Annotated in this window: 18 protein-coding genes; 9 read left to right on the top strand and 9 right to left on the bottom strand. The window is 58.5% G+C overall.

The features are described 5' to 3' along the window. The first annotated feature begins 109 nt into the window (after positions 1–109). Positions 110–865, top strand: a complete 756-nt coding sequence (gene hutC, locus HFD87_RS01810; RefSeq protein WP_167422868.1) for a histidine utilization repressor — start codon at positions 110–112, stop codon at positions 863–865. Here hutC and HFD87_RS01805 read toward each other — a convergent pair. Further along, positions 849–1391: a HutD family protein gene (locus tag HFD87_RS01805; RefSeq protein WP_132498862.1), complete on the bottom strand. Its 543-nt coding sequence runs from the start codon at positions 1389–1391 to the stop codon at positions 849–851. The two genes, hutC and HFD87_RS01805, sit on opposite strands and share 17 nt — an antisense overlap. After that, positions 1388–2743 (bottom strand): formimidoylglutamate deiminase, encoded by a 1356-nt coding sequence (locus HFD87_RS01800; protein WP_132498860.1) that lies wholly within the window; start codon positions 2741–2743, stop codon positions 1388–1390. The genes HFD87_RS01805 and HFD87_RS01800 overlap by 4 nt, the downstream gene beginning before the upstream one ends. An 81-nt stretch (positions 2744–2824) precedes the next feature. Between HFD87_RS01800 and hutI the strand changes: the two genes are divergently transcribed. Both hutI and hutG read left to right on the top strand, forming a co-directional pair. Then, positions 2825–4042: an imidazolonepropionase gene (gene hutI / locus HFD87_RS01795; protein ID WP_167422867.1), complete on the top strand. Its 1218-nt coding sequence runs from the start codon at positions 2825–2827 to the stop codon at positions 4040–4042. Next, entirely contained in the window at positions 4039–4830 is a 792-nt protein-coding gene (gene hutG / locus HFD87_RS01790) for an N-formylglutamate deformylase (protein ID WP_167422866.1), read from the top strand. The genes hutI and hutG overlap by 4 nt, the downstream gene beginning before the upstream one ends. On the opposite strand, the gene HFD87_RS23040 is transcribed toward hutG, so the two are convergent. Further along, positions 4817–4951 carry a hypothetical protein gene (locus HFD87_RS23040; RefSeq protein ID WP_256378153.1) on the bottom strand — a complete coding sequence of 45 codons (135 nt, stop codon included), beginning with the start codon at positions 4949–4951 and terminating at the stop codon, positions 4817–4819. The genes hutG and HFD87_RS23040 overlap by 14 nt on opposite strands. 194 nt (positions 4952–5145) lie before the next feature. Between HFD87_RS23040 and HFD87_RS01785 the strand changes: the two genes are divergently transcribed. From HFD87_RS01785 to hutH, 5 genes are read left to right on the top strand one after another with little or no spacing between them, the layout of a single operon-like run. Next, entirely contained in the window at positions 5146–5994 is an 849-nt protein-coding gene (locus tag HFD87_RS01785; RefSeq protein ID WP_010669726.1) for a transporter substrate-binding domain-containing protein, read from the top strand. 12 nt (positions 5995–6006) lie between these two features. Then, the gene (locus HFD87_RS01780; protein ID WP_010254310.1) at positions 6007–6726 is read left to right on the top strand and encodes an ABC transporter permease; all 720 of its coding nucleotides are present in this window, start codon (positions 6007–6009) and stop codon (positions 6724–6726) included. Positions 6727–6734: 8 nt separating this feature from the next. After that, a complete protein-coding gene (locus HFD87_RS01775) occupies positions 6735–7466 on the top strand; it encodes an ABC transporter permease (protein WP_167422865.1) in 732 nt (243 codons plus the stop codon). A 2-nt stretch (positions 7467–7468) separates the two neighbouring features. Continuing rightward, entirely contained in the window at positions 7469–8263 is a 795-nt protein-coding gene (locus tag HFD87_RS01770; RefSeq protein ID WP_010669728.1) for an ABC transporter ATP-binding protein, read from the top strand. Next, positions 8260–9777 (top strand): histidine ammonia-lyase, encoded by a 1518-nt coding sequence (gene hutH, locus HFD87_RS01765; protein ID WP_167422864.1) that lies wholly within the window; start codon positions 8260–8262, stop codon positions 9775–9777. Before HFD87_RS01770 ends, hutH begins: the two co-directional genes overlap by 4 nt. 3 nt (positions 9778–9780) lie before the next feature. Here hutH and HFD87_RS01760 read toward each other — a convergent pair whose 3' ends face one another. Then, positions 9781–10413 (bottom strand): flavin reductase family protein, encoded by a 633-nt coding sequence (locus tag HFD87_RS01760; RefSeq protein ID WP_022625978.1) that lies wholly within the window; start codon positions 10411–10413, stop codon positions 9781–9783. A gap of 141 nt (positions 10414–10554) precedes the next feature. Between HFD87_RS01760 and rlmF the strand changes: the two genes are divergently transcribed. Continuing rightward, positions 10555–11487 (top strand): 23S rRNA (adenine(1618)-N(6))-methyltransferase RlmF, encoded by a 933-nt coding sequence (gene rlmF, locus HFD87_RS01755; RefSeq protein ID WP_010254323.1) that lies wholly within the window; start codon positions 10555–10557, stop codon positions 11485–11487. Between the two features lie 78 nt (positions 11488–11565). Here the strand turns inward: rlmF and glnQ are convergent, their stop codons facing one another. The 5 genes from glnQ to rhtA all read right to left on the bottom strand — a co-directional run bounded on the left by glnQ (position 11566) and on the right by rhtA (position 15833). Beyond that, positions 11566–12288, bottom strand: coding sequence for a glutamine ABC transporter ATP-binding protein GlnQ (gene glnQ / locus HFD87_RS01750; RefSeq protein WP_010254327.1), 723 nt, complete (start codon positions 12286–12288; stop codon positions 11566–11568). Then, positions 12285–12944 carry a glutamine ABC transporter permease GlnP gene (gene glnP, locus HFD87_RS01745; RefSeq protein WP_010254329.1) on the bottom strand — a complete coding sequence of 220 codons (660 nt, stop codon included), beginning with the start codon at positions 12942–12944 and terminating at the stop codon, positions 12285–12287. The genes glnQ and glnP overlap by 4 nt, the downstream gene beginning before the upstream one ends. Positions 12945–13022: 78 nt before the next feature. Beyond that, complete coding sequence (gene glnH / locus HFD87_RS01740; RefSeq protein WP_010254333.1) at positions 13023–13769, bottom strand: glutamine ABC transporter substrate-binding protein GlnH; 747 nt, start codon at positions 13767–13769, stop codon at positions 13023–13025. A 319-nt stretch (positions 13770–14088) separates the two neighbouring features. Further along, positions 14089–14592 (bottom strand): DNA starvation/stationary phase protection protein Dps, encoded by a 504-nt coding sequence (gene dps / locus HFD87_RS01735; RefSeq protein ID WP_010254336.1) that lies wholly within the window; start codon positions 14590–14592, stop codon positions 14089–14091. 326 nt (positions 14593–14918) lie between these two features. Continuing rightward, on the bottom strand, positions 14919–15833 hold the full coding sequence (gene rhtA, locus HFD87_RS01730; RefSeq protein ID WP_010254339.1) for a threonine/homoserine exporter RhtA: 915 nt from the start codon (positions 15831–15833) through the stop codon (positions 14919–14921). Between the last annotated feature and the right edge of the window lie 143 nt (positions 15834–15976).

The raw sequence follows: 15976 nt of genomic DNA, 5'->3' as shown, positions 1-15976 counted from the left end.
TCAGGATGCGCAGACTGCACCATTGGGGCACCGCGCAGCGTACTGGATGTATATACATTCACACGGTGAGACAGTAAACTTAGGGGACTTTCAGCATAAGGAACAGCAAATGGTTGAGCATACGGCACTGGCACAACTGGCGGCGGCAATGAGCGATGAGCCTGCCCCGATTTATCAGCGGGTGAAGCAGGCCATCGTCAGCCAGATCCGTGAAGGGTTGTGGAAAGCGAATCAGCGTGTGCCATCAGAAAGTGAACTGGTGAATGAACTGGGCGTCAGCCGCATGACCATTAACCGGGCGCTGCGTGAACTCACCAGCGAAGGCTTTCTGGTGCGGATGCAGGGCGTCGGAACCTTCGTGGCGGAGATGAAAGGCTACACCGCCATGCTGGAGGTGCATAACATCGCCGATGAGATCGCTCAGCGCGGCCATCAGCACAGCTGCAAAATTCTCGCCTTCGGCCAGGACAAAGCCGATCCTGAGCAGGCGGCGGTGCTGGGACTGACTACTGGGCAGACGCTTTATCATTCGCTGATTGTGCATTACGAAAATGAGCTGCCGGTGCAGCTGGAGGACCGTCTGGTCAATCCGCTGGTCGCACCCGATTACCTGACGCAGGATTATCAGCAGATGACGCCTTACACCTATCTGATGCGCGTCGCGCCGCTGACGGCGGGCGAGCACATTGTTGAAGCGGTGTTGCCCGATGCGCGTCAGCGTAAACATCTGTCGGTGGATGAGCACGAACCCTGCCTGCTGATTCGCCGTCAGACCTGGAGCGACACTAAAATCGTGACCTATGCGCGGCTGCTCTATCCCGGCTCACGTTACAAACTACTGGGCCGCTTCAGGGGACACGGTTAAGACGGGTAAACAGCAGCCGGGCATCGGTATCGCACGGGCTGAATGCTGTTTCTTCATCGACCCACCACGCGCCCTGCTGCGCAGTCAGCCGTTCCCCGGCAGCCGTCTGCCAGGCGCCAGCCAGCACCCAGGCGACGCCATGCAGAGTGCTGACCGGCGTGGTCACCACCTCCACCGCTGCCTGCCATTCCCCGCGCCGCGTCATAATATTAAAATCTTCGCTGACGCTGCCCTGCAGCTTTGCCGTTAAGGCGAGTTCGCCGGCAAACGCCCAGGGCTGCTGAGGCGTCAGTAAGTGTTGCACGCCCGGCGCGGTCAGCAACACCGGATCGCCATGCAGCAGGGTAATCACCCGATCAATGTCAGGAAAGGCTGAGAAGGGACCATCCTGCGCCAGCGTCGCAATGCTGGCGCGCCAGCCGAAGCGCTCCGCGCCGGGCGGAAAACTGATGATTTCGCGGGTTTCGCCGCCGCCGTTGCGCCAGCGGCTGACCGCCAGCTCCGCGTACGTGAACCGGGCGATCATCGCAGCGCCTCCATCGCCTGAGCAAAGCGGGCGGCACACGCCGTCTGGTGCGGATGCACCCCATCTTCAACCACGGCTTTACCCGCCACATAAACGTCCCGAATCTGATCGCGCTGCCCGGCAAAGAGCCAGCGGTTGAGGACGGCGTGCGACCCGACGCTGCCGAGCCACGCCTCATCCCGCAGCACCAGCCAGTCGGCACGTTGTCCCACCGCCAGCGTGCCCTGCTGAATGCCACACGCCTGCGCACCGCCCGCAGCTGCCTGTTGCCACAGCAGATCGCCTACCGACGGCTGGCCGGGCAGGGTAATCCGGTTGCGACGCTGGTCGCGCAGTCGCTGAGCATACTCCAGCCAGCGCAGCTCCTCCTGGGCGCTCAGCGAGACGTGACTGTCAGAGCCGATGCCCCAGCGTCCGCCCTGCGCGATGTACTCCACTGCCGGAAAGATGCCGTCACCGAGGTTGGCTTCGGTGGTCGGGCAGAGACCCGCCACTGCGCCGCTGCGGGCGAGACGCGCCAGCTCACTCTCATCCAGATGGGTGGCGTGGATCAGGCACCAGCGCGCATCCACCTCAAAGCGGTTCAGCAGCCAGGCCACCGGACGCTCGCCGCTCCACGCCAGCGAGTCATTCACCTCTTTCTGCTGTTCAGCCACATGGATATGTACCGGCAGTGTCAGATCACTGGCCGCCAGCACGTCCTGCATCTGGCTTTCACTCACCGCCCGCAGTGAATGGAAACAGAGGCCACGGTTCAGCAGTGGCCTTTGCTGCTGCCACGCATCAAGCCGCGCCTGCTGTTGCAGATAGCGGTCAGTCTGCTGGATAAAACGCTTCTGACCCGCCGACGCTGGCTGGCTGCCGAAGCCGCTGTAGGTGTAGAGCACCGGCAGCAGCGTCTGGCCGATACCGGCGATCTCCGCCGCTTCAATCAGCTGTTGCAGCATCGCATCATCACTGTAGGGCGCACCCTGTGTGTCGTGGTGCAGGTAGTGAAACTCTGCCACCTGGGTGTAGCCGCCTTTCAGCATCTCGATGTAGAGCAGGGCGGCAATATCGCCCACCTGTTGCGGCGTCAGGCGCTGCACCATGCGGTACATCAGATCCCGCCACGTCCAGAAACTGTCCTGAGGATCGCCCGCCACTTCAGCCAGACCCGCCATGGCACGCTGGAAGGCGTGCGAGTGCAGGTTGGCGATTGCCGGGATCACCTCGCCGTTGAGCCGGATAGCCTGATCAGCGTGGCTATCCGGAGTAATGGAGTCGATAAAACCGGCCTGATTGACCGTGATACGCACCTGCTGCTGCCAGCCCTCCGCCAGCAGCGCACGCGAGGCAAAAAAAGTCGCCATGGTTGATCCTCATCGGATGTGGTTGTATATACATATACATACTTTGAGGCACAGTGTAAACGGCGGAGGCATGAGGCAGCGATGGCAGAAGAGATGCGCGTAGAGACGGTGTGGACCGGGGCTGACCTGGTCACCATGCGTGACGGAAAGTACCATCTTATCCCGCAGGGGGCGCTGGCGGTGCGGGCGGGCAGGCTGGTGTGGGTCGGGCCGCAGGCGGAGATGCCCGCGTTCGTCGCCGATCAGCATCATCATCTGCCGGGCGGCATCGTGACCCCGGGGCTGGTGGATTGTCATACTCACCTGGTGTTTGGCGGCGACCGCAGCCAGGAGTTTGAACAGCGCCTGAATGGCGTCAGCTATGCAGAGATTGCCGCGCAGGGCGGTGGCATCCTCTCAACCGTGCGCGCTACCCGCGCCGCCACTGAAGAGGAACTGGTGGCATCGGCTCGCTGGCGGCTTAACCGCCTGCTGGCAGAGGGCGTCACCACCGTGGAGATCAAGTCCGGCTATGGCCTGGATGAAGAGAGCGAACTGCGGATGTTGCGGGCGATTCGCCAGCTGGGAGAGAGCGTAGCTGCTGACGTGCGTGCCACCTGTCTGGCGGCACATGCTTTTCCGCCGGAGTTTAAGCACGACCCGGATGGCTGGGTCGATATCATCTGCGAACGGCTGCTGCCGCAGGTGCAGGCACTGGGACTGGCGGATGCGGTGGATGCGTTCTGCGAGCATCTCGCCTTTTCACCGCAGCAGGTGGCGCGGGTATTTGATCGGGCGGTGGCGCTTGGCATGCCGGTGAAACTGCATGCGGAGCAGCTCTCGGCGTCAGGTGGCGCAGCACTGGCGGCGCGCTATGGGGCGCTCTCTGCCGACCACCTTGAATATGCCACCGAGGAGGATGCCAGAGCGATGGCACAGCATGGCACCGTGGCGGTGCTGCTGCCTGGTGCATTTTATCTGCTGCGGGAGACGCAGCGTCCGCCGGTGGATCTCTTCCGGCGCTATGGCGTGCCGATGGCGCTGGCCAGCGATGCCAATCCCGGCACCTCGCCTGCGCTGTCGCTGCGTCTGATGCTTAATATGGGCTGTACCCTGTTTTGCATGACGCCGGAAGAGGCGCTGGCGGGCGTCACGCTGTGGGGGGCAAAAGCGCTGGGGCTGGCTGACAGTCACGGCTCGCTGGAGGCGGGAAAAGTGGCGAACTTCGTTCACTGGCCGCTGGCCCGTCCGGCAGAACTGGTTTACTGGCTGGGTGGTGAACTGCCCTGTACCGTTATCTATCGTGGAGAACCGCAATGAACCCTTTCCATTTTACCCAGGGCAGTCTGCCGCTGCTGGTCAGCATTCCCCACGCCGGTACCGAGCTGACGCCCGACGTGGAAGCCGGACTGAGTGAGGCCGCGCGCGGCTTACCCGACACCGACTGGCATATTCCCCTGCTGTATGATTTTGTGCGTGATCTCGGGGCCAGCGTGTTAATCGGCCGCTACTCCCGCTTTGTGGTCGATCTTAATCGCCCGCCCGATAACCAGCCGCTCTACACCAGCGCCACCACCGGCCTGTTCCCGGAAACCCTGTTCAACGGCACACCGACCTTTGCGCCAGGCAAAACACCCGACGACACGGCGCGTCAGGGCTACATCGATCAGATCTGGCAGCCCTATCATCAGCAGATTCAACAGGAGCTGGCGCGGCTCAAAGCGCAGCATGGCTATGCGCTGCTGTTTGACGCCCACTCTATCGCCAGTGAAATTCCCCGCCTGTTTGACGGCCGTCTGCCCGATATCAACATCGGCACCAACGACGGCGCAAGCTGCACGCCTGCAATGAGTGCGGCGCTGGAGGCCGTGTGCGCGGCGCAGAACGACTACAGCTGGGTGATTAACGGGCGCTTTAAAGGCGGTTACATCACCCGCGCCTACGGTCAGCCGCAGCAGCAGATTGAGTCGGTCCAGCTGGAGCTGGCGCAGCTCAACTATATGGATGAAACCCCGCCTTACGCCTGGCAGCAGGCGCGTGCCGCCCGGTTGCAGAACGTGCTGAAGGCATTGATCCACGCCATGCTGGCGCAGGCTAAATCGCAATAAAACTCACCAGAGCGATGCGCCACTCCGGTGCATCGCTGCCCTGATTAAGTGCAGCGGCGGGCAGGTCGCCTGCCCGCTCCCAGACTCCCGCCGCCTTTTTCCGCCTCTGAAGAGCTGGCATAACCTTTGCTTGGTTGTATGTACAAGTGCAGCAGCACCGCCATCTGCGTAATAAATTCTGTCTGGCTCACAAAACGATAAAGCCGGCAATGAACTGCGCTGCGTTAACTTGTATATACATGACATATCATCCTGTGAAATTTATGTTAAATCTCGTCAGGGCGATCACCAGGCCGCTACTTTCAGGAGAACCGTATGACGCACCCTCTGACTCTTCGTCGTTTATGTCTCACTACGCTGGTTTCCAGCCTGCTGCTCTGTGGCGTCAGCGCCCAGGCCAAAGAGTGGAAGTCTATTACCATTGCAACCGAAGGCAGTTATGAACCCTGGAACCTCACCCTGCCAGGCGGCAAGCTGGGCGGTTTTGAACCGGAGCTGATGGCCGATCTCTGCCAGCGTATGGCAATACAGTGCAAGCTGGTGGTGCAGAACTGGGATGGAATGATCGCCGGTCTGAATGCCGGAAAATATGACGTGATCATGGATGCAATTGTGATCACCCCCGAGCGCAAGAAAGTGATCAATTTCACCGTGCCCTATGCCTCTACGCCCGCCACCTTCATCACGGTGAAAGGGTCGTTGCTGCCTGCCGACAGTAAGATCATCAAACTCACCGACGATGAGAAAACCGTGGAGCCTGCCATCGCACCCCTGAAAGCGGCGCTGAAGGGCAAAACCATCGGTATCGCCTCCGGCACCGTCTACACGCCGTTTATCGACAAGTACTTCAAAGAGGTGGCGGATGTCCGGGAATACACCAGCTCAGCCGATGCGATCCTCGATTTGCAGGCGGGGCGTATTGACGCGGTGTTTGACGATGTGACCTTTGCGCAGTCGATGCTGGCGCGACCGGATAACCGTAACCTCAGCTTTAGCGGTCCGCAGCTGGGCGGCCCAATCTGGGGTGAGGGCGAGGCGATGGGCGTGCGCATGGCAGACAACGATCTGAAAGCCCGGCTGGATCAGGCGATCAAAGCCGCGCTGGCCGATGGCACAGTGAAAAAGCTGAGCGAGAAGTGGTTCAAAACTGACGTCACACCCTGAGTGAGGTAACTGATGATAAGCCTGCTGAGTTTTGGCCCGGAGGGCTGGGGACGGTTGATTCTGAGTGCCACGCTGACGACGTTGCTGCTCTCATTTGCCGCGCTGCTGGTCGGTGCGGTAGTGGGATCGGGCGTCGCCGCTGCGAAGTTATCCCCGCACCGCGCGGTGCGCTGGGCAGGGGAAGGCTACTCGGTGATCTTTCGTGGCATCCCTGAGCTGCTGGTGATCTACCTGTTCTACTTCGGCGGATCGGGATTGATCACGCAGATCGGACAACTGTTTGGCGCGGACGGGTTTATCGAAGCGCCGCCGTTTCTGATCGGGGCGCTGGCCATCGGGCTTATCTCCGGCTCTTACCAGGCGGAAGTCTATCGTGCCGCACGGCTGGCCCTGGCGAAAGGGGAGATCGAAGCCGCTGTCGCTATTGGTATGCCGCGCTGGCGCATCCGGCAACGCATCCTGCTGCCGCAGGTGGCGCGCTATGCGCTGCCCGGACTGTCAAACGTCTGGCAGATGAGCCTGAAAGACTCGGCGCTGGTGTCAGTGACCGGCATTGTCGAGCTGATGCGGGCCAGCCAGATTGCGGCCGGTTCCACCCGTGATTACTTCTCCTTTTATCTGGTGGGCGGTGCCTGTTATCTGCTGCTGACGCTGCTGTCGAACCGCGCCTTTCTGCGGGCTGAATCCCGTCTTGGTCGCGCCTGGCAAAGCCGCACCGCTGCACAGCATTAAGGAGATTTATGATCGATTTCGCGTTCCTCACTGACACCTTCCTGAAACTCAGCGCCGCGTTGCCGGTTACGCTGGGCCTGTTTATCAGCGCCTTCCTGTGCGGCGGCGTGCTGGCGGTGGGTATTCTGGCGCTACGCATGAGCCGCTGGCGTCTGCTGAGTGCTTTTGCCCGTGGCTACATTCTGGTGTTTCGCGGCTCGCCGCTGATGATCCAGCTGTTTCTGATCTACTACGGTCTGGGGCAGTTTGGTGTGATCCGGCACAGTCTCTTCTGGCCGTTTCTGCGTGAGCCCTTTACCTGTGCGGTGCTGGCACTGTCGCTCTGCACCGCCGCCTACACCGCGGAGATCCTGCGCGGCGCGCTGCTGGCTGTGCCGCCCGGTCAGGTGGAGGCGGGGATGGCGTGCGGCATGTCGCGCGGGCTGCTGCTGCGGCGCATTATCGCGCCGGTGATGCTGCGTTATGCGCTGCCCGCTTACTCCACCGAGGCGATTCTGCTGGTGAAGTCGACCGCGCTGGCCAGTCTGGTCACGGTCTGGGATGTCACCGGGGTGGCGCAGCAGATTATCCAGCGTACTTACCGCACCATGGAGGTGTTTCTCTGTGCGGCGGCAATCTACCTGATCCTCAACTTAATCATTGTGCAACTCTATGCCCTGCTGGAGCGGCGTCTGACGCCGGTTCATAAACCGGAAAAAAAGCCGTTACCGGCCGCTAAGCCGATTCCTGGAGGAAAATAAACATGTCTGAACTGCCACCCGTCACGCTGTCGGCCAGCGATATCCATAAATCCTTTGGCGCCATGGAGGTGCTGAAAGGCATCTCGCTGCAGGCGCACCAGGGCGATGTTATCTCAATACTCGGTGCCAGCGGCTCGGGCAAAAGTACGCTGCTGCGCTGCATTAATCTGCTTGAGACGCCTGATGCGGGCGTGGTCAGCGTGGGCGGTGAAACCATTGAGATGAAGCGCCATGCCCGGGGACACCAGCTGGCGGCTAATCCGCGTCAGATTGAGCGGCTGCGCTCCCGGCTCGGCATGGTGTTTCAGAGCTTTAACCTCTGGTCGCACCTGACGGTGCTGCAGAATGTCATTGAAGGGCCGCACTACGTCCTCAGGCGCGATAAAAAAGCCTGTATTGCCCAGGCGGAACAGCTGCTGGATCGGGTCGGTCTGCTGAATCGCAAAGATTTCTATCCCGCCCAGCTTTCAGGCGGTCAGCAGCAGCGGGTGGCGATCGCCCGGGCGCTGGCAATGGACCCGGAGGTGATGCTGTTTGATGAGCCAACTTCGGCACTCGATCCGGAACTGGTAGGCGAGGTGCTGAAGGTCATGCGCAGCCTGGCGGAAGAGGGCCGCACCATGCTGGTGGTGACCCATGAGATGGGTTTTGCCCGCAACGTCTCTAACCGGGTGGTGTTTATGCATCAGGGCACTATTGATTGTCAGGGCACGCCAGAGGCGATGTTCGGCGAGGCGGGATCGGCGCGCTTTAAGCAGTTTATCTCCAGTCATCATCAGGTGGAGCCGGTGGTATGAGCGACGTAATACGTCAGACGCTGGTCTGGGGCGATGGCCCGCTGAAATGGCAGGCGCTGGTGCAGGTCGCCCGGCACGGCGCCAACCTGACGCTGAGCGACAGTGCCTGGCAGCGCATTGCGCAGAGCCGTGAAATCGTCGGTAATATCGTGGCGGCGGGGCAGGTGGCTTACGGCATCAATACCGGGCTGGGGGCGTTGTGCAACATCACCCTGTCTGAAGATGAACTGAGCCAGCTATCGCGCAATACCCTGCTGAGTCATGCCTGTGGCGTCGGACCGGTGCTGGCAAAACCCGAGGTCCGCGCCATTCTGTGCGCTGCGATTGCGAACTACAGTCACGGCAAATCGGGTGTTTCAGTGGCGCTGGTGCAACAGCTACTGGCGCTGCTAAACCTGCAGATTACGCCACAGGTACCGTCGCAGGGATCGGTGGGGTATCTGACCCACATGGCGCATATCGGCCTGGCGCTGATTGGCATCGGCGAGGTGGAGTGGCAGGGTGAAATCATGCCCGCGCAGCAGGCGCTGGCCCAGGCGGGATTAGCCCCTTACCGGCCTGGTGCCAAAGAGGGGCTGAGCCTGGTCAACGGCACGCCCTGCATGACCGGCTTAGCCTGTCTGGCGCTGGACGATGCCGAACGGCTGCTGGACTGGGCAGACGTTACCGGTGCGATGAGCTTTGAGGCGCTGCGCGGTCAGATGGTGGCGTTTGACCCTGAGGTACTGGCGCTGAAGGCCAGCCCGGGGATTCAGCGCAGCGGCGAACGACTGCGCCAGTTGCTGAGTGACAGCCCGCTGCTGAAAGCCAGCGTTGGCATCCGGACTCAGGATGCACTCAGTCTGCGCTCGATGCCGCAGGTGCACGGCGCCTGCCGCGATCAGTTTAGTCATGCTGTCCGTCAGGTGGAGACCGAACTCAACGCCTGTACCGACAATCCGCTGGTGCTTGGGACGCCGCAGGCCTGGCGCGTGGTGTCACAGTCCAATCCGCATGGCGAGTCGGTGGCAATGGCCTGCGACCTGCTGGCGATTGCGATGGCGGAGCTGGGCAGCATCGCCGAGCGGCGGCTTGATCGGCTGGTGAATCCGCTGGTCAGCGGCCTGCCGCCGTTTCTGGTGGCCGAGCCGGGCGTCAATTCCGGCATGATGATTGCGCAGTACGTGGCGGCATCACTCTGCGCGGAGAACCGTCAGCTGGCGCAGCCTGCGGTGCTTGATAACTATGTCACTTCAGGATTACAGGAGGATCATCTGAGCCTCGGCACCGGCTCGGCGCTGAAGCTGCTGAAACTGGTCAGCAATGTTGATCACATTATCGCGATTGAGTATCTGCTGGCGGCGCAGGCGCTGGAGTTTCACGGTGAGTCACAGCTGGCAGCAGGCACGCGGCGCGCCTGGCAGCATTTGCGGCAGGTTGTTGAGCGCTGGCAGCAGGATCGCTGGCTGGCACCCGACATCGCCCGCGCGGTAGCTCAGATTAAAGCGCACCGGGCCGATGCGCTTGTGGGGTGAGGATTACCTGCGGCGCGCGTCCGGACGGACTAAATCAAAACGTTGCGCTTCGCTGATGCCGTAATAGGCGCTGGGGCCGCCCGCGCGCAGAATCGGCTCGGCTTTAGCGGTCTGATAAATGCCCTCTTCCAGCAGCGATTCATCGATGTGAATCGCCACCGCTTCACCCAGCACCAGCCAGCTGTCGATCAGATTGCCGCTGGCATCCTGCAGCTGAATCAGTTGCGTCAGGCGGCACTCGAAGTTGACCGGGCTCTCTGCCACCAGACTGGCGCTGACCTGTGAAGCCGCCAGCGGCGTTAAACCGGCAAAGGCGAACTCATCCTGATCGGCAGGCAGCGAGGCGGAACTTTCGTTCATCGCTTCCGCCAGCGGACGCGTCGCCAGGTTCCAGACAAACTCTTTGGTCTCAGCAATATTTCTCACGCTGTCTTTCCAGCCACTGCTGGCGAAACCGATAATCGGCGGATGATAGTTGAAACAGTTAAAGAAGCTGTAAGGTGCCAGATTGTGCTGGCCGCTGCTGCTCACTGAGCTAATCCAGCCGATCGGGCGCGGCCCGATAATGGCGTTCAGCGGATCGTGCGGCAGACCGTGACCAGCACGGGGTTGATAGGAATAGCGTTTCCGGGTCATAACTTCTCCAGCAGGGAATTTTATTTATCTTAGCCCGACAGCATCGCCCGACGGAATCGGAAAGAGGTAAGCGGATGGTGCGGGTTTATTTTCCGCCGCCTACAGCGTATTGTACGCGCGCCTGAATAATTGAGAGAACGTATGAAAAAGTCAGCCAGCACGTCGCCCTTCCACGCCCGCAATCGCCATCAGGGCGAATACGATTTTGCCGCGTTAACCGCTGCCCATCCGCCGCTGAAAGCCAAAGTCCGGCCCAATGGGTATGGCGTGCAGTCCGTGGATTTCGCGGACCCGGAGGCGGTGATGCTGCTGAACCAGGCGCTGATCAAACTATTTTACGACATCGACTGGCAGCTGGCTCCCGGCTCACTCTGCCCGCCCGTGCCGGGACGCGCCGATTATCTGCACTACCTTGCCGATCTGCTGGCGCTGGATAACAACGGCGTGATCCCGACGGCGGACGTTCTGGATGTCGGCTGCGGTGCAAACTGCATCTATCCGCTGATTGGCGCGGCAGAATATGGCTGGCGCTTTACCGGCACCGAAGTCGATGAAGCCGCCATCAAAGCCGCTAACCGCATTGTTGCGGCCAATCCGCGCCTGACGCGCCAGATCCGTCTGCGTCGTCAGAAAAACAGCGATGCAGTGCTGGCAGGTGTGGTCAGTAAAACTGAATTTTTCAGTGCAGTGATGTGTAACCCGCCATTCCACGCCTCGGCGGAAGAGGCGGTATCGGGATCGCAGCGTAAGGTCCGCAATCTCGGACTGGATAAGAGTGCGCCGCTCAACTTTGGCGGCCAGCACAATGAATTATGGTATCCCGGTGGCGAAAAGGGCTTTATCGGCAAGATGATCGCCGAGAGCGTGGCGTTTAGTCGTCAGATCGGCTGGTTTACCTCGCTGGTGTCGCGCAAAGAGAACTTACCGGCGCTGGAAAAACAGCTGCAGGCGCTCGACGTGGCGGAGATGCGGGTGGTTAATATGGCGCAGGGTCAGAAGCAGAGTCGCTTCCTGGCGTGGAGTTTTATGCCTGCCGCCCAGCGCACTAAACTACTGAGTCGCCTGGGGAACTGAGGTGTCGCTTTACATGGTAACAGGTGTATCTGTGGGCGAAGAGTAAAATAGAACGGGCCGCGATGCGGCCCGTTTTGATCAGGAGACGTGCTGCAGGAATTCGCGCAGACGCTCGCTCGGTGGGTTGCTGATCAGGCTGTCGGGATCGCCATCTTCCGCAATCCGCCCTTTATCGATAAAGATCAGCCGTGAAGCCACCTTCTGTGCGAAGCCCACTTCGTGCGTCACAATCACCATCGTCATGCCTTCTTCCGCCAGATCCTGCATCACCTTCAGCACTTCGTGACGCAGTTCCGGGTCGAGCGCTGAGGTTGGCTCATCAAACAGCATCATTTTCGGCTTAACTGCCAGTGCACGGGCAATCGCCACGCGCTGCTGCTGACCGCCGGAAAGCTCAGACGGAAAGTGGTGCGCGCGCTCGGCGAGGCCCACTTTGCCCAGCAACTCACGCGCCAGCTGGCGTGCCGCCTCTTTGCTGGCACCGCGCACACGGATAGGACCAAAGGCGACGTTATCCAGCGCACTCATCTGTGGGAACAGATGAAACTGCTGAAACACCATGCCCGCTTCCTGACGAATCAGGCGGTCATCGACTTTCGGATCATTGACGCGCAGGCCATCGACAATCAGTTCGCCACTGGTGATCTCTTCCAGCTTGTTAATACAGCGCAGCAGGGTTGATTTACCGGAACCGGATGGGCCGATAATCACCACCACTTCGCCCTGGTTAATCTTCAGGTCAATATTGTGCAGCACCTGGGTCTGGCCAAAATGCTTGGAGACATCTTTAAATTCAATCACAGGATTTTCACCCTTTTCTCAATGCGGCGCAGCACAAAGCTCAACACCAGCGTAATAACCAGATAGATAATCGCGACGGCGCTCCAGATTTCCAGCGCGCGGAAGTTACCGGCAATAATCTCCTGACCCTGACGGGTCAGTTCAGCCACACCAATAACGATAAACAGCGAAGTATCTTTGATGCTGACAATCCACTGGTTGCCCAGCGGTGGCAGCATGCGGCGCAGCGCCAGCGGCATAATCACGTAGCGCAGCGTCTCGCGGCTCGACAGGCCAAGCGCCAGTCCGGCTTCGCGGAAGCCCTTGTTGATCGACAGCACGGCACCACGGGTAATCTCGGCAATGTAAGCGCCGGAGTTAATCATGATGGTCACCACCGCCGCGCTGAAGGGATCAATGCGCAGGTCGGGGAACGCCATCGGCAAAGCAAAATAGATAAACATCACCTGCACCACGATAGGGGTGCCGCGAATGATTTCGATAAACACCAGTGCGATGTTATTGGTGATCCAGCCACCGTAAGCGCGGGCAAAGCCCGCTACCAGGCCGATGAAGAGGCCGCCAATCAGTCCAATAATTGAGATAATTAAGGTCAGTTTAGCGCCTTCAAGCAGCGCTGGCATGGCGGGCCAGATGACGCTCCAGTCAAACTCCATGGTGTCACTCCAGATATGTTGCGATGGAAAAAAGCAGGGAAAAAGTTCCCCTGCTGAAATCAGATAACGGGCAAATTATTATTTAGGTTCGGTGCCAAACCATTTTTTATAGAGCGTGTTGTAGGTGCCGTTCTCTTTCAGGGTTTTCAGTGCGCCGTTTACTTTTTCACGTAAATCGTCGCTGCCTTTCGGGAAGGCGATACCATACTGCTGCGCTTCAATTGAATCGCCTACCGCTTTAAAGCGGCCTTTACCGGCGGTATGGATGAAGTAAAGGATGTTTGGCGTGTCATGCAGCACGGCGTCCGCACGGTTGGTGCCCAGCTCCATATAGGCGCTATCGATATTCGGGAACTGACGCAGATCTTTGGATTTGATGTTGGCTTTCGCGTATTCCACGGAGCCGGTGCCGCTTTTCACTGCGACCACTTTACCGTTCAGATCGCTGATGCCTTTGATGTCGTTTTCATTGTTACGCACCATCACCTGCAGACCGCTTTTGTAATAGCCGTCAGAGAACTCAATCGCTTTTTTACGTTCTTCGGTAATGGTGATACCCGCCAGTGCCAGATCGACATTGCGCGTTTGCAGTGCAGGGATAATGCCGCTGAAGTCCATTGGCTTCAGGGTGTAATCGAGCTTCAGCTCTTTCGCAATGGCATCCCACAGATCCACATCGAAGCCGACATATTTATCACCCTGTTTAAATTCAAACGGAACAAAGGCGGTATCCGTGGCGACGACCAGCTTCTTGTCTGCTGCAGTGGAAGAGAGAGAGAAGGCCAGCGCCAGCGCGGCCACAGAAACTTTTAACAGTGACTTCATCATTTTTCCTTTTTTTACTACCAGGCGGCAGGGCCTGCGTTTGCGGCTTGTCATATGAAAGAATTATGCCAACTTTGCAAAATCCGCGAAATCAGAGAGTTAAATAACATAGCTGACACGATTTTGCAGTTAATTCTGCCATTGCACTATTTTGGTGCTCAGTTTTGGTGCAGGTGGCTGTTTTGGTGCAAGCGGTAGTGTGCCTCAGATGTTAAGGCTGTGAAGCGGAGGAGGGAAGAACTGTTAACAGGGTCATAAAAATGCGGTAACACAGACGTAAAAAAGGCGGGTTTCCCCGCCTGACAGACTGCATTGAGTCTTATTCGATGTTCGCTTCGATAAACCACAGGAATTTATCAAGGTCACGTGATGCCGCAGTAAAGATATCAGCGGTATCTTCGTCTTTTACTTCAGTGATCGCTTTACGGGTGTCATTCGCGACAACGCTGTAACGGTCTGCCAGCGCTTTCAGATGATCCTGAACGCTGTGAATATTCAGCGGATAGCTCTTCAGCGGAGTCGTATCGTTAACGACCTGCGTGGTGCCCAGCGCCACGCCACCCAGCTGAACCACACGCTCGGCAATAGTATCCTGATGATCGGTAATCGCGGTGCGGAAGCCGTCCAGCATCTCATGCACACCGATAAAATTAGCACCGCGCATGTTCCAGTGCGCCTGCTTAGTGATCAATGACAGGTCAATAAACTCGACTACCAGACGGTTTAACACCGCGATGGTGGCTTTTTTATCGTCTTCGGCCACATCATTGCGGGTATAAATCAGGTCAGAAGATTTAGTTTTAACCAATTTAGCGGTACTCATCGTTTCAGTCCTCTCTTTGATGGTTGTCCTAATCAAGTACCGGATAAGTATAGCAGCGCTTTTCAGCTTTGCAGAAACGACTTTGTCGATGGATGAAATAGCGTGCGTCTTTAGTCAGAGCAGAGCTGGGCTAAGAAGGTTAATGCCATGTTAAAATATAAAATAAAATAAATAGCTATTTAAATCATGTTGTTATTCTATTATGTAAATAACTGGTAAGTGTCTGTTTCAAAATAGGCAACTCAGGAAGGAGCGAAGATTAGGAATAATTCTCATGATGAGCATGATTATTATTTAGCCCCGCCAGCAGGCGGGGCGGATAGCGTTTATTTTTGGATATCGTCTGATAATTCAACGCTGTTTAACTGACTCTTTTTCGGCCGCATGGTCAGCGTTGAACCTGCCGAGGCGATGATGATCGCCAGCAGCGCCAGCCACTGAAGCCCGGTCAGGGTTTCCCCCAGAAACAGCATGCCTGAAAAGGCAGCCATGGCGGGTTCCAGACTCATCAGCGTGCCGAAGATGCGCGCCGGTAAGCGGGTGAGGGCGATCATCTCCAGCGAATAGGGGATGGCGCTGGAGAGCAGGGCAACCAGCAACGCGATCGGCATAACGGCCCATGTCCAGATGCCACTTTCTGCGAACGTCAGCCCCAGCGGTACAAAAATCACTGAGGCAATCAGCGACCCGATAGCCACTGTCGCCGGGCCATGTTCTGCGCCTGCCCGCTGTCCCGCCAGGATATAGATCGCCCAGCAGGCGCCTGCACTCACTGCCAGCGCAGCGCCCAGCGGATCAATCGCAGTCATGCCTGTGCCAAAAGGCAGCAGGAACCACAGACCAATCACGGCCAGCAGCACCCAGACAAAATCCAGTGGCCGGCGCGATCCGAATAGCGCCAGCGCCAGTGGGCCGGTAAATTCCAGTCCCACCGCCACACCCAGCGGCACGGTACGAATCGCCAGATAGAACGTGAAATTCATTGTGCCCAGCGCCAGTCCATACATCAGGAGTGGCAGACGTTGCTCCCGGCTAAAGCGTAAACGCCAGGGTTTGAAGATAATACAGAGTATCAGGGTGCCAAATCCCAGACGCAGCGCGGTGATGCCGGTGGCACCGACGGCAGGAAACAGGCTTTTCGCCAGCGAAGCACCGCCCTGAAGCGACAGCATCGCAATCAGCAGCACGGCAATCGGCATCACTATCGGGGCAAGGTTTTTAGAAGCGGGAGAGGCAGACATCCTGTGTACTTATCCTGGTCATCAACGTAATGAGTCAGCCAGTGTAAAGGAAATAGCAGGCAAAAAATCACGGAATGGAGTTTTAAATTTCTCTCAACTGAGCGATTTTTGGCCAGAATCAGGGCCATTTAGGTAAAGAAATG

This window comes from Pantoea sp. EKM21T, from assembly GCF_011800405.1.
Classification (GTDB): domain Bacteria; phylum Pseudomonadota; class Gammaproteobacteria; order Enterobacterales; family Enterobacteriaceae; genus Pantoea; species Pantoea agglomerans.
The sequence above is the reverse complement of the archived record's forward strand: the minus strand, read 5'-3'. Positions and strand labels throughout refer to the sequence as shown.